Here is a 21,349-nt window from a genome sequence, read left to right on the forward strand (position 1 = left end):
CTTCGTGGCACCAAGTATCGTACTCCTCGATACTGGGTTCCACGACCGGGACGCGTCAGTCGAGCTGGGACTGCAGCCTGCGGCTCACCTCTGCGATGGGCATGGAGCGGGGGAAGACGGCGACCACCATGTCATCCGGAGCGGACGCGGCCTCATCGGCCGCGACACCATAGCGCCGGCGCACATCGACCAGCGCCGTCTGGAGCGTGGACAGCGGCACCTTCTTGCGGCCGCGCAGCAGCTGGCGCAGCACGTGGTTGTGCACCGCTGTGACCAGAGCGGCGAAGCCGACCGCGTCGAGCGGATCGACGCCGGGAAGCGCGCTGCGCAGGTAGTCGTCGAACAGTCGTTCGTAGCGGAAGACCGTGATGATCTCGCGCTCGCGCAGCACGGGGACCTGGCGCACGATCTGGTAACGACGCCTGGCGAGTTCCGGGTCGCGGGCGAAGTGCGCGAAGACGGATTCGGAGGCGGCGCACACGGCACCCCATGGATCGTCATGACCCTCGTCGAGGAACTCCCTGAGCTGCTCAAGGAGCACCTCGTGATCCGCGAAGACGACGTCCTCCTTGCCGCCGAACTGACGGAAGAACGTCGAGCGGGAGACCCCGGCGGCCTTCGCGATCTGCTCCACCGAGGTCTGGTCGAACCCCTGGGCGTTGAAGAGTTCGAGCGCGGCGGCGACGACGCCGGTGCGCAGTTCTGCGGATTCGTGCATGGCGAAAGCCTAGACCGGAGCGCGCGGAGACGCCCAGGCATCGCCGTCATACTGAGGAGCGTGAGAGACGACGGGATCCCGGCCGGCTGGTTCGACACGCGGCGACATGGCACCCGGCGGTGGTGGGACGGGGTGCGGTGGACCGAGCACATCCGGGTGCGGGGGCGGGAGACCACCCTGGCGGACGACGGGGCCTCGGTGCGCCGCCAACTCCTGATGGTCGAGGTCGTGCTGGCCGTCGTCCTCGTGGTCGCGATCCTGGTCGCCTTCGTGGGCGGTCTGCCCGTGGTCGTCGTGCGTCCGCTGATCGTCGCGGTCGGTGCCGCGCTCGTGTTCACGCCGTTCGCGATCAGGCGTCAGCTCCGCTTGGCCGGCGTGCCGGTGCGACGAGTCGGCGTTCCCCCGCTGCGTTGAGGGAGGGCGGCCTCGCGGCCGCAGGAGCGCCCAGGCCGAGGTAGTAGGCTGGGGGACTGGTCGATGTCTCGACATCGAGAGAATTACCAGACAGCAGCCCAGTGAAGGAACCACAGTGGATCTGTACGAGTACCAGGCACGAGACGTTTTCGAAAAGTACGGAGTGCCGGTCCTCGCCGGCATCGTCGCGGACACCCCTGAAGAGGTGAGGGCGGCCGCCGAGAAGATCGGTGGAGTGGTCGTCGTCAAGGCTCAGGTGAAGACCGGCGGCCGTGGAAAGGCGGGCGGCGTCAAGGTCGCCAAGACGCCCGACGAGGCGTACGAGGCAGCGAAGGCCATCCTCGGCCTCGACATCAAGGGCCACGTCGTCAAGCGCGTCATGGTCGCGCAGGGTGCGCGTATCGCCGAGGAGTTCTACTTCTCCGTGCTGCTCGACCGTGCCAACCGCTCCTACCTGAGCCTGTGCTCGGTCGAGGGCGGCATGGAGATCGAAGAGCTCGCGGTCGAGCGCCCCGAGGCGCTCGCGCGCGTCGAGGTCAACCCGCTGACGGGCATCGACAAGGAGAAGGCCGTCGAGATCGCTCGTGCGGCCAACTTCCCCGAAGACCTCGTCGACAAGGTGTCCGACGTCTTCGTGAAGCTGTTCGACGTGTACAAGGGTGAGGACGCGACGCTGGTCGAGGTCAACCCGCTCGTGCGTACCGAAGAGGGCGACATCATCGCGCTCGACGGCAAGGTCACGCTCGACGACAACGCCTCCGAGATCCGCCACCCCGAGCACGAGGCGCTCGAGGACAAGGACGCCGCCGACCCGCTCGAGGCCAAGGCCAAGGAGTCGGGCCTGAACTACGTGAAGCTCGACGGCGAGGTCGGCATCATCGGCAACGGCGCGGGACTCGTCATGTCGACGCTCGACGTGGTCGCCTACGCCGGCGAGAACCACAACGGCGTGAAGCCCGCCAACTTCCTCGACATCGGTGGTGGAGCCTCGGCTGAGGTCATGGCCGCCGGCCTCGACGTCATCCTCGGCGACCCGCAGGTCAAGAGCGTGTTCGTCAACGTGTTCGGTGGCATCACGGCGTGCGACGCCGTCGCCAACGGCATCAAGGGCGCGCTCGAGACGCTCGGCGCCACGGCCTCCAAGCCGCTCGTCGTGCGTCTGGACGGCAACCGCGTCGACGAGGGTCGCGCGATCCTCGCCGAGTACGCGCATCCGCTTGTCACCCTGGCCGCAACCATGGACGAGGGCGCCGACAAGGCCGCCGAGCTCGCCAACGCCTGATCGCCTGAGACACAAGGAACCAGAGCTATGTCTATCTACCTCAACAAGGACTCCAAGGTCATCGTCCAGGGCATCACCGGCGGCGAGGGCACCAAGCACACCGCGCTGATGCTCAAGGCCGGCACCCAGGTCGTCGGTGGCGTCAACGCCCGCAAGGCCGGTACCACGGTCTCGCACACGGACAAGGACGGCAACGCCGTCGAGCTTCCCGTCTTCGGATCGGTCGCCGAGGCCATGAAGGAGACCGGCGCCGACGTGTCGATCGCCTTCGTCCCCGGCGCCTTCACGAAGGACGCGATGATCGAGGCCATCGACGCCGAGATCCCGCTGCTCGTCGTGATCACCGAGGGCGTGCCCGTCGGCGACTCGGCCGAGGCGTGGGCGTACGCGCAGAGCAAGGGCAACAAGACCCGCATCATCGGACCGAACTGCCCCGGCATCATCACCCCCGGTGAGGCGCTCGTCGGCATCACGCCCGCGAACATCACCGGCAAGGGTCCGATCGGCCTCGTGTCGAAGTCGGGCACCCTGACCTACCAGATGATGTTCGAGCTGCGCGACCTGGGCTTCTCGACCGCCATCGGCATCGGCGGCGACCCGGTCATCGGCACCACGCACATCGACGCGCTCGCCGCGTTCGAGGCCGACCCCGAGACCAAGGCGATCGTGATGATCGGCGAGATCGGCGGCGACGCCGAGGAGCGGGCGGCCGACTACATCAAGGCGAACGTCACCAAGCCCGTCGTCGGCTACGTCGCGGGCTTCACGGCCCCCGAGGGCAAGACCATGGGTCACGCGGGTGCGATCGTCTCCGGTTCCGCCGGTACCGCTCAGGCGAAGAAGGAGGCCCTCGAGGCCGCCGGCGTCAAGGTCGGCAAGACGCCGTCCGAGACGGCGGATCTGATGCGCGCGATCATCGAGTCGCTCTGATCTGAGTTACGCTTGATCTGAAGGCCCCGGGCTCCACCCCGGGGCCTTCTTTCATGCCCGGCCGCTTGACCGGCTGCATGACCCGATGCCACCTGCATGACCGAGGACCCCGTGTGGGTCATGCATCCGTGCGACGCTCATGCATCCGGGCGACGGTGCCGACAGCTGCCTCGAGAGGGGGCGTGATGGTCGTGTGGCATGTGCACGCAGCTCCTCCCGGTCGTCGAGCTTCCACCCTTGCGCGGTCGACGGTGGCCGCGCAAGCACCGCTCAGCTTCGGCTGGCAGCTGTGTCCAGAAGCGCGTCGAGTGCGCGGTGGGCCTGTTGTCGTGCCTCCGCGTCGTCCGGGCGAACGGCGAGCCAGAGGGCGAGTTCGTTCATGGCGCCGGACAGGGCTGCGGTCAGGGCGTCGAGGAGCGCGGGCGGGGCTCCTGCTTCACGCAGTCCAGTCCGCAGCTCGCGCTCCGGCCCCTCCGCGTCGAGGCGGCGCCACTCCTCCCAGCCGAGCACGGAGGGTCCGTCGATGAGGAGTACGCGCGCGGCCGTCCTGCCCGTGATGCCGTCGAGGTAGGCATGGCTCCCCTCGCGGAGTGCGGTCTCCGGGGTGCTGTCCCTCGTCGCGGCCACGATCGCCTCGGCGACGCTCTGCTGTTGGCGGGTGGCGACCGCGGCGAACAGTCCCGGCTTCGATGCGTAGTGGTGGTACACGGCCCCGCGGGTCACTCCGGCGGCGCGTGCGAGGTCATCGACGGAACAGGATGCGTAGCCGTGTTCGGCGAAGTGCGCGGTGGCGGTCTCGAGGATGCGTCGCGCCGTCTCGGCGGCGTCGGCAGCGGATGCTCGCGGCATGGGACTTCCTTTACGTGCGACTTGTATGTATTCTAGCCACCGATGTTACAAACACACTGTATGTAAAGGAGAGTTCATGGAGATCACGAGCTTCTACCCGGTTCTGATGGTCGATGACGTCGCCGCTGCCGCGCAGTTCTATCGTGAGGAACTGGGCTTCGAGACGACGTTCGAGGCGGACTGGTACGTGAGCCTGCGCGTCGAAGGAGGAGAGCTCGCGCTCCTCGACCGGGGTCACGAGACGATCCCCGATGGCTTCCGTGAGCCCGTCCGAGGTCTGCTGCTCAACGTCGAGGTCGTCGACGCGACGGCAGCGCACCGTCGGCTCGTGGGTGAGCACGGGTTGGTCGAGCGCCTCGCGCTTCGGGACGAGACCTTCGGGCAGCGTCACTTCATCGTCGAGGCGCCCGGGGGTGTGCTGATCGACGTGATCGAGCCCATCGCGCCGTCAGCGGAGTTCGCCGAGGCCTATTCCTGAGGCCCTGTCGGATGCATGATCGGCCGACACCTGCATGACCGAGGACCCCGTGTGGGCAATGCATCCGTGCGACGGTCATGCATCCGGGCGACGGTACCGAACAGAAAGAGGGGCGGATGCCGCAGCATCCGCCCCTCGTGTTCTCGCGTCAGATCCCGACGCCGAACAGCGCCTCGATGGGGCCTCTCGCGAAGAAGATCAGGAAGCCGGCGCCGACGACCCACAACAGCGGGCTGATGGTCTTCGCCTTGCCCGAGAACGCGTGGATGAGCACCCAGCTGACGAAGCCCGCTCCGATGCCGTTCGCGATCGAGTAGGTGAGCGGCATGACCGAGACGGTGAGGAACACCGGCAGCAGCACGCGGAAGTCGCTGAAGTCGATGTAGCGGATCTGCGCCATCATCATCGCACCCACGATGATCAGGGCCGCGGCCGCGATCTCGGTCGGGACGATGGAGGTCAGCGGGGTCAGGAACATCGCGATCAGGAACACGACACCTGTGACGACGTTCGCGAGTCCCGTGCGGGCTCCCTCGCCGATACCAGCACCCGACTCGATGAAGACGGTGCTGGAGGACGACGAGGTCGCACCACCGGCGATCGCGCCGACGCCCTCGACGACCAGTGCCGACTTGATGCGGGGGAAGTCTCCGTTGTCGTCGGCGAGGTTCGCCTCCTTCGCCAGGCCGGTCATGGTTCCCATGGCGTCGAAGAAGTTCGTGAAGAGCAGCGTGAAGACGATCATCACGATCGCGACCAGGCTGACCTTGCTCAGGTCGAAGCTGAAGTCGACGGCGCCGATCAGGCTGAGGTCCGGGATGCCGACGGGGGAGCCGTTCAGCGCCGGGACCGTGAGGCCCCAGCCGCCGGGGTTGACCACGTTGCCCTCGTCGTCGAAGCCGCGGGCGCCGATGTGCCAGATCGCCTCGACGATGACTGCGAGCACGGTGCCGCCGATGAGGCCGATGAGCATGCCGCCCTTGACCTTGAGGGCGACGAGGATGCCGGTGAGGAGCAGGGTGATCACGAACAGCAGGGTCGGCACGGTCGCGACCGAGCCGTTGACGCCGAGCCCGACCGGAGGGGACGAGGCGCCGGTCGCGGTGACGAAGCCCGAGTTGACGAAGCCGATGAAGGCGATGAACAGGCCGATGCCGACCGTGATGGCGATCTTCAGCTGGAAGGGCACGGCGTCGAAGATCGCCTTCCGCAGCCCGGTGGCCGCGAGCAGCACGATCACGACACCGTTGATCATCACGAGTGCCATCGCCTCGGGCCAGGTCACCTGCCCGACCACGGAGAACGCGACGAAGGCGTTGATGCCGAGTCCTGCGGCGAAACCGAAGGGCAGGCGCGTCACGAGACCGAACAGGATCGTCATGACGCCGGCGGTCAACGCGGTGGCGGCGCCGACGGCGTTGAAGCTGAGCATGTCTCCGGCGACGTCGGGCTTGCCGGAGAGGATGATCGGGTTGAGGATCACGATGTAGGCCATCGTGACGAACGTCACCAGACCTCCTCGGATCTCGGTGCCGATCGTGGATCCGCGCTTGCTGATCTCGAAGAAGCGGTCCAGGGAGTTCTTGGGCTCGGTGGGTGCCGGGGCGGGCGGGGCAGTTGTCATCGGGAAACCTCCGGAGAAACGCTATCGTGTCGCCGACCCCACGCGCGCCCCCGGGGCTTCGTCGGGAACTCGTCGTAGTCTCGAAGCGCTATGCAACGCCTCCTCGTCGCGCTCCTCGCCGCCTTCGACGCCGCCATCGCCGCGGCGGTCGGTCTCGTCGTGCTGCTCGCGCCGTTGACGCTGCTGTGGACTCTCGCCTTCGGGATCAGCGCCGACTGGGGTGCGCTCTGGCCGCTCACCGGCACGCTCTGGGAGTTCGGACACGGGGTGCCGCTGGCGGTGACGATTCCTGACGAGCTTCTGGTCGCCCTCGCGATCCCCGCCCAGGCCGCCTCGTTCGCGGTGTCGATCACCCCGCTGGCATTCCTGCTCTTCACACTGCTGTTCGCCGCGCGCTCCGGAGCCAGAGCCGCCACGGCGGGAACCTGGCTGCTCGGCGTGGTGTCCGGCACCGTGGTGTTCACCGCGATCTCCGCCGGTGTCGCGCTGACGGCGCGGCTGGATGCGGCGCAGACGCCCCTCCTGCTCGCGATCGCCCTTCCCGCGGCGGTCTACTTCGTCGGCGCGCTGTGCGGCGCCGTCCGGATCGCCTGGGAAGAGGGCGACGGCGGCATCCTCGACCGTCTGCACGATCGCATCGACGTCCGCGACGACTGGGCACCGGTCCCCGCCGCCGTCGTTCGAGGCGCGGCCTTCACCCTGATGGGCGTGGTCGGCGCTTCTGCTCTGGCCCTCGCGGTGGTGACGCTGTTCCGGGGAGGTGAAGTCGTCGCGCTGTTCCAGGCCTCGCGCGTCGACGCGCTGGGTGCGACGGTGATGACCCTGGCGCAGCTGGTGTACCTGCCGACCCTCATCGTCTGGGTCGCGTCCTGGCTCGCCGGCCCCGGGTTCGCCGTCGGCGTCGGCACCGCGGTGTCGCCTGCGGGCACCCAGCTGGGAGTCGTGCCCGGCATCCCCGTGTTCGGACTGCTGCCCGAGAACAGCTCGATGTGGATGCTGATCGTGGTGCTCGTCCCGATCGCCGCCGGAGCGTTCGCGGGGTGGGCGGTTCGCTCCCGTCTCGTCTGGGAGGGCACTCCGCTGGGAACGGCGCAGCGTGCCGTCATCGCGGTGGGGATCGCGGTCGTCACCGCCGGTATCGCCGGGATCGCCGCCGTGCTGGCGAGCGGGTCGATGGGACCGGGACGGCTGTCGGACGTCGGACCAGCGGCGCTGCCCTTCATGCTCGCCCTGGGCCTCGAGGTGCTCGTCGGCGCCGCGATCCTGCTCCTGTCCCCACGACATCGCGATGAACTGGCGGAGGAGCGCACCGATCGGTGGATAGCCGAGATGTCCGAGCTCGATCCGAGCGCAGCGTCCGTGGTCCCGGTGCCTGGCATCCCCTTCCCCCACACGCAGGCCTTCGATGACACGGCTCCGCTGGATGATGTCCGCGGTTTCACGCCGCCGAGGGACGACCGCGACTGACGGCTCGCGGTGTGCGTGCGACGCAGGCGGAACGAGCTTCGGCGCCCCGGTAGACTGGGCGCGTGCTCACGGTCGCCGTTCTCATCTCGGGCACCGGCTCGAATCTTCGCGCCCTCCTCGAGGCCGCTCGTCATCCCGATTTTCCCGCCAGGGTGATCGTGGTCGGCGCCGATCGCGAAGCCGAGGGGCTCGCCCATGCCGAGGAGTTCGGCGTCCCCAGTTTCACGGTGCCGTGGCATGAGCACGAGAGTCGCGAGGCGTGGGGTGCGGAACTCGCCGGCCAGCTCGCCGTCTGGAAGCCGGACCTCGTCGTGCTCAGCGGGCTCATGCGCCTGCTTCCGCCGTCGCTCGTCGCACAGTACTCGCCGCGCCTCATCAACACGCACCCGGCGTTCCTGCCCGAGTTCCCCGGCGCCCACGGCGTCCGCGACGCGCTCGCGGCCGGCGTCGCCGAGACCGGGGCCAGCGTGATCGTCGTCGACGACGGCGTCGACACCGGTCCGATCCTCGCCCAGGAGCGCGTCCCCATCCTCGACGGCGACACCGAGCACAGCCTGCACGCGCGCATCAAGCCCGTCGAGCGCCGACTGCTCATCGACGTGGTCCGCGGAATCGCCACCGGCGACCTCGTCCTCAGCTCTTCTTCCTGACCCCCACCCGACGCCCCGCACGAAGGAGCCCATCATGGCCGGCCCCCGCCACGACCCCACGCTCTACCGCGATCGCGACACCGTGCCGATCAGGCGCGCGCTCGTCTCGGTGAGCGACAAGACCGATCTGCTCCTGCTGGCTGCGGCTCTGGCTGAGGCGGGTATCGAGATCGTCTCGACGGGTTCGACGGCGTCGACCATCCGCGAGGCGGGATTCGAGGTCACCGACGTCGCCGCCGTGACCGGCGTCGCAGAGATGCTCGACGGTCGCGTCAAGACGCTGCACCCGAAGATCCACGGCGGCCTGCTCGCCGACCTGCGTCTCGAGGACCACGAGCGCCAGCTCGCCGACCTCGACATCACTCCCTTCGAGCTCGTGGTCGTGAACCTCTACCCGTTCATCGAGACCGTCGCCTCCGGCGCGGTCGGCGACGACGTGGTCGAGCAGATCGACATCGGCGGCCCCGCGATGGTACGCGCCGCGGCCAAGAACCACGCGAACGTGGCGATCGTCGTCTCGCCGCAGTCGTACCCCGGCATCATCGCGGCGGTCGGCGAGGGCGGCACCTCGTTGACACAGCGTCGTGAGCTCGCCGCCCGAGCATTCGCGCACACAGCGGCGTACGACACCGCGGTCGCCTCGTGGTTCGCCGAGGGGACGCTGCAGGACGACGGCGATCTGCCGACGCATCTCACGATCCAGGCTGAGCGGCTCGCGACGCTCCGCTACGGCGAGAACTCGCACCAGCGCGGCGCGATCTACACGCGCGCCGGTGGACACGGCATCGCCCAGGCCACGCAGCTGCAGGGCAAGGAGATGTCGTACAACAACTACGTCGACGCCGACGCCGCCCTGCGCGCGGCATACGACATGGTCAAGCCGGCTGTCGCCATCATCAAGCACGCCAACCCGTGCGGTATCGCGACCACGGCGCCGAACGCGCTCGACCCGATCGCCAGCGCCCACCTGCGTGCGCACGAGTGCGACCCCGTCTCGGCATACGGTGGTGTGATCGCGGCCAACGGCACGGTCACGCTGAAGATGGCCGAGAACCTCAAGGACATCTTCACCGAGGTCATCGTCGCGCCGTCGTTCGAACCCGCGGCGCTCGAGGTGTTCAAGGCGAAGAAGAACCTGCGCCTGCTGCAGCTGCCCGAGGACTGGCAGCAGGAGCGCATGGACGTGCGTCTCGTCTCCGGTGGGCTGCTGCTGCAGGATGCCGACCGGTTCCCCGACGACATCGTCTCCGTCGCGAAGAACTGGGAGCTGGTCTCGGGTGAGCGTCCGACCGACGAGGAGATGGAGAACCTCATCTTCGCGTGGAAGGCCTGCCGAGCGGTCAAGTCGAACGCGATCGTGCTCGCGAAGGACAACGCCACGGTGGGCGTGGGCATGGGCCAGGTCAACCGCGTCGACTCCTGCCGCCTCGCGGTCGAGCGGGCAGGGGACCGGGCGGCCGGATCCGTCGCTTCCTCCGACGCGTTCTTCCCCTTCGCCGACGGCGCTCAGGTGCTGATCGATGCCGGCGTCACGGCGATCGTGCAGCCGGGCGGTTCCGTGCGTGACGAGGAGGTCGTGGACGCGGCGCGCAAGGCCGGCGTCACGATGTTCTTCACCGGTGAGCGCCACTTCTTCCACTGAACGCGCGCCTGCGCATACCTCGAGACCCACTCTCCACGCCGAGACCCACACGCGCCCACTGCGGCGGCGATGGGTGTCGGCGAGGCGGGTGGGTCTCGGCGTTCGTGCCCGGACAGTCATGTCCGATTTCCGCCAGTCGTTGTCGGTGGGGCGTGACACAGTGGAGGCATGAGCTTCCCCGTGACGGACTTCGACGAGCGTTACCGTGCGATCAGCGCGCGCGACACCCGCTTCGACGGGCAGTTCGTGACGGCCGTCCGTTCGACCGGGATCTACTGCCGTCCGAGCTGCCCCGCGCGCACGCCCAAACCCCAGAACGTGACGTTCTATCCGACCAGCGCCGCAGCGCACGAGGCCGGGTATCGCGCCTGCAAGCGCTGCCTGCCCGAGGCCGCTCCCGGCTCGCCGGCGTGGGATATCCGCGGCGACACCGCCGCGCGAGCGATGCGGTTGATCTCCGACGGCGTCGTGGAACGGGAGGGCGTGCCGGGCCTGGCCGCGCGACTGGGCTATTCCGGTCGGCACCTCACGAGGCTGCTGACCACCGAACTCGGCGCCGGGCCGCTCGCACTGGCGCGGGCACACAGGGCGCACACCGCGCGCATGCTCCTCGTCGGCACCGACATGCCCATCTCGGATGTCGCGTTCTCCGCCGGGTTCGCCAGCATCCGACAGTGCAACGACACGATCCGCGAGGTCTTCGGCCTCACGCCGGGGGAGCTCAGGGCGCGGCGACGGCTTCCGGCGTCCGCGGCTCCCGGCTCGATCGACCTCGTGCTGCCCTATCGCGGTCCACTCGACGCGAGCGGCGTCTTCGCCTGGATGGCGGCGCGTGCGATCCCCGGCGTCGAAGAGACCACGGCGACGTCCTTCTCGCGTCACCTCCGCATGGCCGGTGGTCCCGCCTGGTTCGAGGTGCGTCAGGAGGAGGGTGAGCGCCTGCACCTGCGGGCACGCGTCGCGCGGCTGGGGGACCTGGCACCGCTGGTCTCGACCGTGCGACGCATCTTCGACCTCGATGCCGACCCGCTGGCGATCGACGAGGCGCTCTCGGAACACGACGAGATCGCGCCGCTCGTCGCGCGCACCCCCGGCATCCGCGTGCCGGGGTCGGCTGATCCGCATGAGATGCTCATCCGCGCCATGGTGGGGCAGCAGATCACCGTGGTCGCCGCCAGAACCGCGCTCACGGCACTCACCGAGGCGCTGGGGGAGCGCACCGAGAACGGACTGCTCTTCCCGACGATGACGGCGATCGCCGCCCATGGAGCCGAGGTGCTGCGAGGGCCGGCCGCCCGTATCCGCGCGATCACCGGCGCTGCGGCCGCTCTCGCCGACGGATCCCTGACGCTCACGGTCGGAGATGACGGCGTCGACCAGCGTGCTGCCCTGCTCGCGATGCCCGGCATCGGACCCTGGACAGCCGACTACGTGCGCATGCGTGTGCTCGGCGATCCGGATGTGCTGCTCCCGGGAGACGTCGCGCTGCGCGCCGGCGCGGCGGCCTCCGGCCTGCCGGGCGAGCCACGGGCGCTCACCGCCTGGGCCCTGCGCGCGGCACCATGGCGCAGCTATCTGAGCGCGCATCTGTGGCGCGCCGCTCCGGTGCGCCCCGTCGGGCCGCGGCGGGTCCCCGCAGCGCACCGTCCCACCGACATCACGACGAAGGAGAACTCATGACCGCCCTCATCCAGACCATCGAGACGCCGGACGGCGCCTTCACGATCCTCGCCGACGACCATCAGCGCGTGCTGGCCTCGGGCTGGACGTCCGACGTCGAGGCGATCCTCGGGCGGCTGTCGGCGGCGAACCGTCCGGAGGCGCTGCGCGATGGTGCGACGGACGCCGCGGACGCGGTGGTCGCCTATTACGCGGGCGACCTCTCGGCCATCGACGATGTCGCCGTGAAGCAGACCGGCACCGCACTCCAGCTCGCCGGCTGGTCGGCGCTCCGGGAGATCGAGCCGGGCGGGCCGCTGACCTACACCGGTTTCGCCTCACGCCTGGACAACCCCCGGGCCGTTCGGGCTGCGGCGTCCATCTGCGCCCGCAACGCCCCGGCGCTCTTCGTGCCCTGCCACCGGGTGCTGCGCACCGACGGGAGCCTCGGCGGTTTCGCGTGGGGCGTCGATGTCAAGGAGAGTCTGCTGGCCCGCGAGAGTGCCGCGGCGTGAGCCAGGAGCACCAGATCCGGCACCGGTGATGGTGCGCTACGACGAACCGTCCGTTCCGACGCGGCCATAGGCTCGAGCCGTGACCGCCATCGATGCCCTCGATCTCCACCGCCGCGCCGTCGTCGCCGATGCCCACAACGATCTGCTCTGCTCGGTGACGAGTCGTCCGCCCGCCGAGTGGTCGGACTACTTCCGGGCCCAGTGGCTGCCGCAGCTGCGCACGGGTGGTGTCGACCTGCAGGTCCTGCCCGTGTTCGTCGATGACGTCTACCGGCCGGAGGGCGCGCTGCGTCGTACGTTCCGCATGATCGAAGCCGCGCACCGGGTGGCGGAAGGAAACGCGGATGCGGTGGGGCTCTGCCTCGACGGGGACGACATCGACAGGGTGATCGGTGAGGGGGCGCATCGCGTTGGTGCTCGCTCTCGAGGGCATGCCCGGCATCGCCGACGATGTCGAGCTCCTCGAGACGGTGCATCGGCTCGGAGTGCGCGTCGGCTCGGTCGCCCACTTCGGTCGCAGCGCCTTCGCGGACGGAAGCGGAGAAGATGCCGCGGGCAGCCGGCTGACGCGCACGGGCGTCCAGGCGCTGGCCGAGATGGAGCGCATCGGCATGATCTTCGATGTCAGCCACCTCGGAGCGGGCGGCGTCGACCACGTGCTCGAGCTCGCCACGCGACCCGTCATGGCAACGCATTCGTCCGCCCGCGCCCTGTTCGATCACCACCGCAACCTCACCGATGCGCAGATCGCCGGAGTCGCGGAGACGGGGGGAGTCGTGTGCGTCAACTTCTTCGCCCCGTATCTGCATGCGAGCGACTACACGATCGACACCCTGATCGACCACTTCGAGCGGGTGGTGTCCGTCGCCGGGGTGGACCACGTCGGGATGGGACCAGACTTCGTCCGCGAGGTGCTCGCGGACACCACGGCCCCGTGCTGCGTGCAGACGACGATCGAGGGCGTCCCCGCCGATCGGTACCTTCCCGGGCTCGAGGGTCCGGAAGGGCTTCCGCTCGTCACCGAGGCTCTGCTGCGTCGCGGCTGGCGCGACGCCGATGTCCTGGCCGTGCTGGGCGGCAACCTGCAGCGCTTTCTCCGAACCGGGCTCGCTGTCCAGGGGTGAGCCACCCGAGCCACCTCGCCGCGGTCGCCGGGAAAGAGCAGGGCGAATCGGGAATGACTCTTGCTTTCAGCTGGTTCACAGCAATAGGCTGGTGGGCTGTCGCGCCAACCGGACGACATCGCCGAGCCCCTGAGGAGGACACCATGTTCACGATCGCCACCGCGCGGATCGCAGCTCTCGGCTCGACCCCGGCGCGTCCGCTCTCCTAGAGCCACCCCGCCCCTTCTCCGACGGATGCCGGACCCTGTGGGTCCGCTCTCGCATCCGTCCCCTTCCGCAACCGCTGTCCATACGAAACTCGTCTGAGAGACATGTCCTCCTCGCCTTCCGCGCAGAATCCCTCGCCTTCATCGACCCTTTCCACTCCGGCCGCACTGTGGCGCCTGAAGCCCTTCGTGAAGCCGGTCATCTGGCGGCTCGCCGGCGGTGCCGCCAGCGCGCTCATCGCCGCCGTCATCGCCCTGATGATCCCGATCGTCCTCGAGCAGATCATCAGCGGACCCGTCCGTTCGGGTGAGATCAGCGCCATCATCTGGGGTGCTGTCGCCGTGTTCGCGCTCGCCCTGGGCGAGGCCCTCATGGTATGGCTGCGACGTCAGTTCGTGCTCAACCCGGCCACGCAGGTCGAGTACAAGATGCGCACGGAGCTCTACTCGCGCCTGCAGACCCTCCCGGTGTCCTTCCACGACCGGTGGGGCTCAGGACAGCTGCTCAGCCGCATGATGCAGGACATCGGCCTCATCCGCCGCTGGCTCGCGTTCGGCCTCGTGCTACTGGTCGTCAACATCCTCACGATCATCATCGGCTCCGTGCTGCTGTTCCGGTGGCACTGGCTGCTGGGCACGATCTTCCTGGTCACGGCGATCCCGCTGTGGATCCGCGGCTACCTCTTCGAGAAGCGCTACGGCGCGCTCACCCGTCGCAGCCAGGATCAGGCCGGCGACCTCGCCACCAGCGTCGAGGAGAGCGTGCACGGCATCCGCGTGCTGAAGGCCTTCGGGCGCGGCAAGCACGCCCTCAGCCGCTTCAGCCGACAGGCCGAGACGCTGCGTGAGACCGAGATGAGCAAGGCCGGCGCGATCGCGTCGATCTGGTTCTGGCTCGACCTCATGCCGCAGATCGCGTTCGGCCTGAGCCTGATGTCCGGCATCTGGCTGATCTCGGTGGGGCAGATCGACGAGGCGCAGCTGTTCGCCTTCTTCGCGATGGCGGTCGTGCTCCGCTGGCCCATCGAGTCGATCGGCTTCCTGTTCTCGTTCATGCTCGACGCCCGCACGGCGACCGATCGCGTGTTCGACATCTTCTCCGAGACCAACACCATCACCGACCCGGAGAACCCGGTGCACATCGAGAACCCCCGCGGAGAGCTCACGTTCGAGAACGCGCACTTCCGTTATCAGGACGCCGGCGCGCACGAACGCGACCTGCTCGACGGCATCGACCTGGTGCTGCGACCGGGGGAGACCATGGCGCTGGTCGGGCTGACCGGCAGCGGCAAGACCACGCTCACCACGCTGCCCACGCGTCTGTACGACGTGACGGGAGGCAGGGTCACCCTCGACGGCGTCGACGTGCGCGAGCTGCCGCTGGCAGAGCTCCGTCAGCACATCGCCATGGCCTTCGAGGATGCGACGCTGTTCTCGGCGACGGTCCGGGAGAACGTGCTGCTCGGTCGTGCCGAGCTCGACGTGCACGGCGAAGAGGGCGAGCGTGTGCTGCGCGAAGCTCTCGACGTCGCTCAGGCCTCGTTCGTGGATTCCCTGCCCGACGGCGTCGAGACGGTGATCGGCGAGGAGGGGCTCAGCCTCTCCGGCGGTCAGCGCCAGCGGCTCGCCCTCGCCCGTGCGGTGGCGGCGAATCCGAAGGTGCTCGTGCTCGACGACCCGCTGTCGGCGCTCGACGTCGACACCGAGGCTCTCGTGGAGGAGGCGCTGCGGCACGTGCTCGCCGACACCACCGCCCTGATCGTGGCGCACCGCCCTTCGACCGTCGCGCTCGCCGATCGCGTCGCCCTGCTCGAAGCCGGTCGCGTGACGGCGGTGGGCACGCACTCCGAGCTGCTGAAGACCAGTCGGCACTACCGTCATGTCATCTCCAGCCTCGAGGCGGAGGAGGCGGCGCGCACCGGGACGATCCCGGTGATCCGCGATGAGCAGTCCGAGATCGATGAAGAGGTCCGTGCGGGCCTCGGGATGCAGGCCGCCGACGAAGACCCCATCAGCGAGAAGGAGGTGCAGCGATGAGCTCCGCCATCACCGGAACCAGGAACGAGGATCGTTCCGAGTACACCCGCGAGGAGAGCAGGGAGATCCGTCGTCGATCCCTCCGACTGCTCGGATCCCTGGTCAGCCCCTTGAAGCCGAGGATCGTGCTCGCCGCCGCGGTGCTGGTCGTGTCGACCGCGCTCCAGGTCGCCGGCCCCATCCTCATCAGCCTGGGCCTCGACCGAGCGCTGCCTGCGGTGATCGAGCGTGCCGACTGGATGCCGACGTTCATGATCGGAGGCATCTACCTGCTGGCCGGTGCCCTCGCTGCGGTGCTGATCGCCTGGTACGTGATCATCGCGGCCAAGCTCACGCAGGCGGTGCTGCTGGACCTGCGCAAGCGCATCTTCCTGCACACCCAGCGCCTGAGCCTGGAGTTCCACGAGTCGTACACCTCGGGGCGCATCATCTCCCGTCAGACCAGCGACCTCGACTCGATCAAGGAGCTGCTCGACGGTGGCCTGAACGAACTCGTCTCCGGCGTGCTCTTCGGGCTGTTCACCTTCATCGCGCTGTGCTTCTGGGACTGGCAGTCGGGCCTGATCCTGGCGATCGGTGGCGTGCCGCTGTTCTACCTGATGCGCTGGTTCTACTCGCGTTCGCAGCTCGTCTACCGCGAGTCGCGCGTGATCAGTGCGAAGGTGATCGTGCAGTTCGTCGAGACGATGACCGGCATCCGCGCCGTCAAGGCGTTCCGCAAGGAGCCGCGCAACGACAAGGCGTTCCAGGAGATCGCCGGCGACTACCGCGACGTCAACCGTCGCTCGATGCTGCTGTTCGGCACGTTCGAGCCCGGCCTGATGGGCGTCGCGGCCCTCGTGCTCGGCATCGTCGTGCTGTGGGGAGGCATCCGCGTCTCCGAGGGTGCGCTGACCGTGGGTGTGCTGCTGTCGGCAGTGCTCTACGTCCGCAACTTCTTCGCGCCGATGCAGGAGATCGCGATGTTCCTGAACTCCTATCAGTCGGCCACGGCCGCGCTGGAGAAGGTCTCGGGCGTGCTCGAGGAGGTGCCGACGGTTCCCGACCCCGAGAACCCCGTCGACCTGTGGGAGTCCCGTGGGCATGTCGAGTTCGACGAGGTGACCTTCGGATACAACGGAGAGAAGACGATCCTCCCGAACTTCTCCCTCGACATCCCGGCGGGGCAGACGATCGCCCTCGTCGGAACGACCGGCGCCGGGAAGTCGACGCTCGCCAAGCTCATCTCGCGCTTCTATGACCCCTCCCAAGGGCGGGTCACGCTCGACGGCGTCGATCTGCGGTCGCTGCACCCGAAGGACCTTCGCCGCGCGATCGTCATGGTCACGCAGGAGGCCTACCTGTTCAGCGGCACCGTCGCCGACAACATCGCGCTCGGCAAGCCGGATGCGACGCTCGACGAGATCAAGGCCGCGGCACGGGCCGTGGGCGCCGACGGGTTCATCTCGTCGCTGCCCGACGGATACGGCACCGATGTGAACAAGCGCGGTGGTCGGGTGTCGGCGGGGCAGCGTCAGCTCATCTCGTTCGCCCGGGCTTTCCTCGCCGACCCCGCGGTGCTGATCCTCGACGAGGCGACGGCTTCGCTGGACATCCCGTCCGAGCGCTTGATCCAGGATGCGTTGCAGACCCTCCTCAAGGACCGCACGGCGATCATCATCGCGCACCGCCTGTCGACGGTCGCGATCGCCGACAGGGTGCTGGTGATGGAGCACGGCCGCATCATCGAGGACGACACTCCCGCTGCCCTGATCGGCGGTACCGGCAAGTTCGCGCAGCTGCATGCGGCCTGGCAGGAGACTCTCGTCTGATCTGCCTCTTCCGGTCGCGATATGACAGCCGTCTGGCGCAGGTGAGCTGTCATATCGCGACCGGAAGTCGTGTGCGTCTGGGTAGCATCGAGGTATGGACCCCCTGCTGCTCGTCGCCGAGTGGTGGTGGATCGCGCCGACGGCAGTCGCCGCGGGAACGGTGGGTGTGATGGGAATGCGACGTCGCAACAGCACGGTGAGCGGACGCAGGCTCGCGGTCGATGCCGCCCGCCACGATCTGAGAGAGGCGCAGCTGGTCGCCGCCGAGCGGCGCACCGCGTGGAAGATCGCGCGCGCCGACCTGGCTCGCGTCACGGCGGAGCGGGCGGCCCAGCGAGCGACGCCCGAACAGGTGGCAGGGGCTCGGCGGATGCTGAAGGAGCGGGAGCGCGATGCGAAGGCCGCGTCGGCCGATGTGCGCGCGCGCCAGGTGCGGCTGAACGCGGCTCGCGCCGCCGTGCCTTCCGCGGCGGAGCCGCGCCCGATCGAGCGACTCCACGCCGCGCATGACGCGGTGACGGCACGCTGGATGCGTTACGAGACCGACCCCGCTCTGCAGATCTCCTATCCGGCGATGACCGACGTGAAGTCCGCGGAGACGGCCGCATACTTCCGTGCCGCCGGACACGCGACGGAGATGCGCCGCGCGGCCTCCGGACGCATCACCCCGGCTGAGTTCGCCGCCTATCGTGACGCTGTCGCCGAGCTCGAGCGGGCGTTCGAAGCCGCCGAACACGCCGCGAAGGTGCACGCGGGGGAGGCGCCGGCGACGCCGGCGTGGCAGGACGCCGCTCAAGACATGCTGAACCGTTCCGCCGAGGCCATCGATCGCGCTGCCGGAGCGGCCGCGGCCGCTCTCTCATCGTGGACGAGCCGGCGGAAACCCGGGGGCACCCCCGACGACCGTTCCTGAGAACCCGCCAGGGCTGTGAGAGCGCTCCCCCGAAGGGGAGTGAAGGGCGACGAGGTCTCGATGGGGGAGGGGATTCGAGACCCCGCCGCCCGGTCTAGGACGTGACCCGGATCTCGGCGATGACCTCGCCGTAGGCCGTCTCCCCGACGGGGGTGAAGCCGACGCGACGGAAGAAGGCCTCTGGGCCGTCCTCCCCGGCTTCGTAGATCACGTTGACGTGGTCGACTCCGCGTTCACGCGCCTCGTCGATGAGCGCCTCGACGGCGAAGCGGCCGACGCCGCGACCCTGGTCGTCCGCGTCGACGTTGATGCGCCACAGCACGGAGCGGAAGTGCTCCTCCGGGGCCTCGTCGTCGAAGTTGGCGCTGACGAAGCCGACGACCTCGTTGCGGTCCAGGATCACCCGCTGCCAGGAGGTCTGCGGGTTGATGACGGTCGCGGCGATCCCGTAGGAGACCGGAGCGAGGAACTGCTCCTGTCCGGGCTTGAGCGACAGGTTGTTCACGGCGACGATCGTCGCAGCGGAGAGTTCGACCATGCGCAGTTCGGACATGGACCCAGGCTAACCCCTCCGGAGAGGCGGGACACGTTTCCGACGAAGATTTCGCCCCTCTGTGGCCGTTCGTCGACATGGGGTGGTCGGCGGTCGCAGGCGCGGACCACAGGGCCAGACCGGCTCAGGTATCTTGGTATCGAGACAAATTTCCCCGCGAACGGAGTACCTCCCGGTGACCGACGACGCCATCATCTACACGTACACAGACGAGGCACCGGCGCTCGCCACCGCCTCGTTCCTCCCGATCATCCAGGCATATACCGGCCAGGCCGGCATCGAGGTCGAGACGCGCGACATCTCGCTGGCCGGACGCATCCTCGCCGCCTTCCCGCAGAAGCTCACTCCCGAGCAGCAGGTGGGTGACGCTCTCGCCGAGCTCGGTGGCCTCGCCACCCTCCCCGAGGCCAACATCATCAAGCTGCCGAACATCTCGGCGTCCATCCCGCAGCTGAAGGGTGCGATCGCCGAGCTGCAGAAGCAGGGCTTCGACATCCCTGACTTCCCGGACGAGCCGACCTCCCTGGAGGAGAAGGACGTCCGCGCCCGCTACGACCGCATCAAGGGCTCCGCAGTGAACCCCGTGCTGCGCGAGGGCAACAGCGACCGTCGCGCACCGCTCGCGGTGAAGAACTACGCCAAGAAGCACCCGCACCGCAACAAGCCTTTCGCGGACGGCTCGAAAACCCGCGTCGCGACCTTGGGCCACGACGACTTCAAGCACAACGAGCGCTCGTGGGTCGCGGCCCACGACGACGTCCTCTCGTTCCGTCACACGGCGCAGGACGGCACCGTCACGATCCTCAAGGAGGGCCTCAAGGTCCTCCCGCGTGAGATCATCGACGCCACGTTCCTCTCCGCGAAGGAGCTGGACGCGTTCCTCGCGGAGACGCTCGAGGCGGCCAAGGCCGACGACGTGCTCTACTCCGTGCACCTCAAGGCCACGATGATGAAGGTCAGCGACCCGATCATCTTCGGTCACGTCGTGAAGGCGTTCTTCAAGGACGTCTTCGACCAGTACGGCACGCAGCTCGCCGAAGCCGGACTCAGCGCGAACGACGGCCTCGGCTCGATCCTTGCAGGCCTGTCGAATGTCGCCGGTGGCGAGGAGATCGCTGCGGCGTTCGACAAGGCCATCGCCGAGGGGCCGCGCCTGTCGTACGTGAACTCCGACAAGGGGATCACCAACCTCCACGTGCCCAGCGATGTCATCGTCGACGCGTCGATGCCCGCCCTCGTCCGCAACGGTGGGAAGCTCTGGGGCAAGGACGGCGAGGAGGCCGACACGATCGCGGTCATCCCGGACTCGTCCTACGCGAGCGTCTACCAGGCCGTCATCGACGATGTGATCGCGAACGGCCCGCTCGACCCCGCCACGATCGGTACCGTCCCGAACGTGGGTCTCATGGCGCAGGCGGCCGAGGAATACGGCAGCCACGACAAGACCTTCGAGATCGCGGCGGACGGCATCGTCCAGGTGCTCGACAGCGAGGGCACCGTGCTCATCGAGCACGAGGTCGGCAAGGGCGACATCTGGCGCGCGACGCAGACCAAGCACATCCCCGTCATGGACTGGGTCAAGCTCGCCGTGACGCGTGCACGCGCGACCGGCGACCCCGCCGTGTTCTGGCTGGACGCGAACCGCTCGCACGACGCCCAGATCATCGCGAAGGTGCACCAGGGCCTCGCCACGCTCGACACCAAGGGCCTGACGATCACGATCCTCGCGCCGGAAGAGGCCACGCGGTACACGCTCGCCCGCATGCGTCACGGGCTCGACACCATCTCGGTGACCGGCAACGTGCTGCGTGACTACCTGACCGACCTGTTCCCGATCCTCGAGGTCGGCACGAGCGCCAAGATGCTCTCGATCGTGCCGCTGCTCGCCGGTGGTGGGCTGTTCGAGACGGGTGCCGGTGGTTCCGCTCCCAAGCACGTGCAGCAGCTGGTCGAGCAGAACTACCTGCGCTGGGACTCGCTGGGTGAGTTCTTCGCGCTGGCGGCTTCGCTCGAGCACTTCGCCGACCGCACGGGCAACGACAAGGCCCGCGTGCTTGCGGAGACGCTGGACGCCGCGACCGGAACCTTCCTCGAGGAGGACCGCTCGCCCGGTCGTGCGCTCGGCACGATCGACAACCGCGGCAGCCACTTCTACCTCGGCCTGTACTGGGCGAAGGAGCTGGCAGCGCAGACGAAGGATCCCGAGCTCGCTGCGGCCTTCGCGCCGATCGCCGAGAAGCTCGCCGCGAACGAGGAGGCCATCGTCTCCGAGCTCAACGCCGTGCAGGGACAGCCCGCGGAGATCGGCGGGTACTACCGTCCGGACGAGAAGCTGGTCGAGGCCGTCATGCGTCCGTCCACGACGTTGAACACGATCGTCGACGCCCTGCGCTGAGACGAGCGAAGGGGGCGGATGCTTCGGCATCCGCCCCCTTCTTCGTGTTCGGCCCGTCTGCCCGAGCGAGCGCGGAGCGCTT

The 21,349-nt window shown here is 68.6% G+C and carries 18 protein-coding genes and 1 pseudogene; 15 read left to right on the plus strand and 4 right to left on the minus strand.

The window, feature by feature from the left end:
- Nucleotides 1-55: 55 nt before the first annotated feature.
- Entirely contained in the window at nucleotides 56-718 is a 663-nt protein-coding gene (locus tag ILP86_RS15205; RefSeq protein WP_046748814.1) for a TetR/AcrR family transcriptional regulator, read from the minus strand.
- 60 nt (nucleotides 719-778) lie between these two features.
- On the opposite strand from ILP86_RS15205, the gene ILP86_RS15210 reads away from it, so the two are divergent.
- From ILP86_RS15210 to sucD, 3 genes are all read left to right on the plus strand, one after another.
- Nucleotides 779-1,132 carry a DUF2510 domain-containing protein gene (locus tag ILP86_RS15210; RefSeq protein WP_193762351.1) on the plus strand — a complete coding sequence of 118 codons (354 nt, stop codon included), beginning with the start codon at nucleotides 779-781 and terminating at the stop codon, nucleotides 1,130-1,132.
- Between the two features lie 115 nt (nucleotides 1,133-1,247).
- Nucleotides 1,248-2,414, plus strand: a complete 1,167-nt coding sequence (gene sucC / locus ILP86_RS15215; protein ID WP_045263776.1) for an ADP-forming succinate--CoA ligase subunit beta — start codon at nucleotides 1,248-1,250, stop codon at nucleotides 2,412-2,414.
- A gap of 27 nt (nucleotides 2,415-2,441) precedes the next feature.
- On the plus strand, nucleotides 2,442-3,344 hold the full coding sequence (sucD, locus tag ILP86_RS15220) for a succinate--CoA ligase subunit alpha (protein ID WP_046748816.1): 903 nt from the start codon (nucleotides 2,442-2,444) through the stop codon (nucleotides 3,342-3,344).
- 270 nt (nucleotides 3,345-3,614) lie between these two features.
- On the opposite strand, the gene ILP86_RS15225 is transcribed toward sucD, so the two are convergent.
- Nucleotides 3,615-4,193 carry a TetR/AcrR family transcriptional regulator gene (locus tag ILP86_RS15225; RefSeq protein WP_046748817.1) on the minus strand — a complete coding sequence of 193 codons (579 nt, stop codon included), beginning with the start codon at nucleotides 4,191-4,193 and terminating at the stop codon, nucleotides 3,615-3,617.
- A gap of 76 nt (nucleotides 4,194-4,269) precedes the next feature.
- On the opposite strand from ILP86_RS15225, the gene ILP86_RS15230 reads away from it, so the two are divergent.
- A complete protein-coding gene (locus ILP86_RS15230) occupies nucleotides 4,270-4,671 on the plus strand; it encodes a VOC family protein (RefSeq protein ID WP_113681391.1) in 402 nt (133 codons plus the stop codon).
- Between the two features lie 148 nt (nucleotides 4,672-4,819).
- Here ILP86_RS15230 and ILP86_RS15235 read toward each other — a convergent pair whose 3' ends face one another.
- A complete protein-coding gene (locus ILP86_RS15235; protein ID WP_046748819.1) occupies nucleotides 4,820-6,295 on the minus strand; it encodes an NCS2 family permease in 1,476 nt (491 codons plus the stop codon).
- A gap of 90 nt (nucleotides 6,296-6,385) precedes the next feature.
- On the opposite strand from ILP86_RS15235, the gene ILP86_RS15240 reads away from it, so the two are divergent.
- The 10 genes and pseudogenes from ILP86_RS15240 (at nucleotide 6,386) to ILP86_RS15280 (ending at nucleotide 18,319) form a co-directional block, all read left to right on the plus strand.
- Complete coding sequence (locus ILP86_RS15240) at nucleotides 6,386-7,762, plus strand: DUF6350 family protein (RefSeq protein ID WP_061018552.1); 1,377 nt, start codon at nucleotides 6,386-6,388, stop codon at nucleotides 7,760-7,762.
- A 62-nt stretch (nucleotides 7,763-7,824) separates the two neighbouring features.
- On the plus strand, nucleotides 7,825-8,412 hold the full coding sequence (gene purN, locus ILP86_RS15245; RefSeq protein WP_193762352.1) for a phosphoribosylglycinamide formyltransferase: 588 nt from the start codon (nucleotides 7,825-7,827) through the stop codon (nucleotides 8,410-8,412).
- Between the two features lie 34 nt (nucleotides 8,413-8,446).
- A complete protein-coding gene (purH, locus tag ILP86_RS15250) occupies nucleotides 8,447-10,054 on the plus strand; it encodes a bifunctional phosphoribosylaminoimidazolecarboxamide formyltransferase/IMP cyclohydrolase (protein WP_193762353.1) in 1,608 nt (535 codons plus the stop codon).
- Between the two features lie 168 nt (nucleotides 10,055-10,222).
- Nucleotides 10,223-11,734, plus strand: coding sequence for a DNA-3-methyladenine glycosylase 2 family protein (locus ILP86_RS15255; protein WP_058632671.1), 1,512 nt, complete (start codon nucleotides 10,223-10,225; stop codon nucleotides 11,732-11,734).
- Nucleotides 11,731-12,228 carry a methylated-DNA--[protein]-cysteine S-methyltransferase gene (locus tag ILP86_RS15260; RefSeq protein WP_046748824.1) on the plus strand — a complete coding sequence of 166 codons (498 nt, stop codon included), beginning with the start codon at nucleotides 11,731-11,733 and terminating at the stop codon, nucleotides 12,226-12,228. The genes ILP86_RS15255 and ILP86_RS15260 overlap by 4 nt, the downstream gene beginning before the upstream one ends.
- 154 nt (nucleotides 12,229-12,382) lie before the next feature.
- Nucleotides 12,383-12,562, plus strand: a pseudogene (locus tag ILP86_RS20030) (membrane dipeptidase); the annotation flags it as partial.
- Between the two features lie 58 nt (nucleotides 12,563-12,620).
- Nucleotides 12,621-13,352 (plus strand): membrane dipeptidase, encoded by a 732-nt coding sequence (locus ILP86_RS15265; protein ID WP_308431955.1) that lies wholly within the window; start codon nucleotides 12,621-12,623, stop codon nucleotides 13,350-13,352.
- 311 nt (nucleotides 13,353-13,663) lie between these two features.
- A complete protein-coding gene (locus ILP86_RS15270; RefSeq protein WP_193762354.1) occupies nucleotides 13,664-15,595 on the plus strand; it encodes an ABC transporter ATP-binding protein in 1,932 nt (643 codons plus the stop codon).
- Nucleotides 15,592-17,406, plus strand: a complete 1,815-nt coding sequence (locus ILP86_RS15275) for an ABC transporter ATP-binding protein (RefSeq protein ID WP_046748826.1) — start codon at nucleotides 15,592-15,594, stop codon at nucleotides 17,404-17,406. The genes ILP86_RS15270 and ILP86_RS15275 overlap by 4 nt, the downstream gene beginning before the upstream one ends.
- A 94-nt stretch (nucleotides 17,407-17,500) precedes the next feature.
- Complete coding sequence (locus ILP86_RS15280; protein WP_058632673.1) at nucleotides 17,501-18,319, plus strand: hypothetical protein; 819 nt, start codon at nucleotides 17,501-17,503, stop codon at nucleotides 18,317-18,319.
- Between the two features lie 94 nt (nucleotides 18,320-18,413).
- Here ILP86_RS15280 and ILP86_RS15285 read toward each other — a convergent pair whose 3' ends face one another.
- The gene (locus ILP86_RS15285) at nucleotides 18,414-18,872 is read right to left on the minus strand and encodes an N-acetyltransferase (protein WP_046748828.1); all 459 of its coding nucleotides are present in this window, start codon (nucleotides 18,870-18,872) and stop codon (nucleotides 18,414-18,416) included.
- A gap of 175 nt (nucleotides 18,873-19,047) precedes the next feature.
- Here ILP86_RS15285 and ILP86_RS15290 point away from each other — a divergent pair, with 175 nt between their 5' ends.
- Nucleotides 19,048-21,267: an NADP-dependent isocitrate dehydrogenase gene (locus tag ILP86_RS15290; protein ID WP_058632675.1), complete on the plus strand. Its 2,220-nt coding sequence runs from the start codon at nucleotides 19,048-19,050 to the stop codon at nucleotides 21,265-21,267.
- The last annotated feature ends 82 nt before the right edge of the window (nucleotides 21,268-21,349 follow it).

Source organism: Microbacterium sp. R1 (genome assembly GCF_015159725.1).
In the GTDB taxonomy this organism is placed as follows: domain Bacteria; phylum Actinomycetota; class Actinomycetes; order Actinomycetales; family Microbacteriaceae; genus Microbacterium; species Microbacterium oxydans.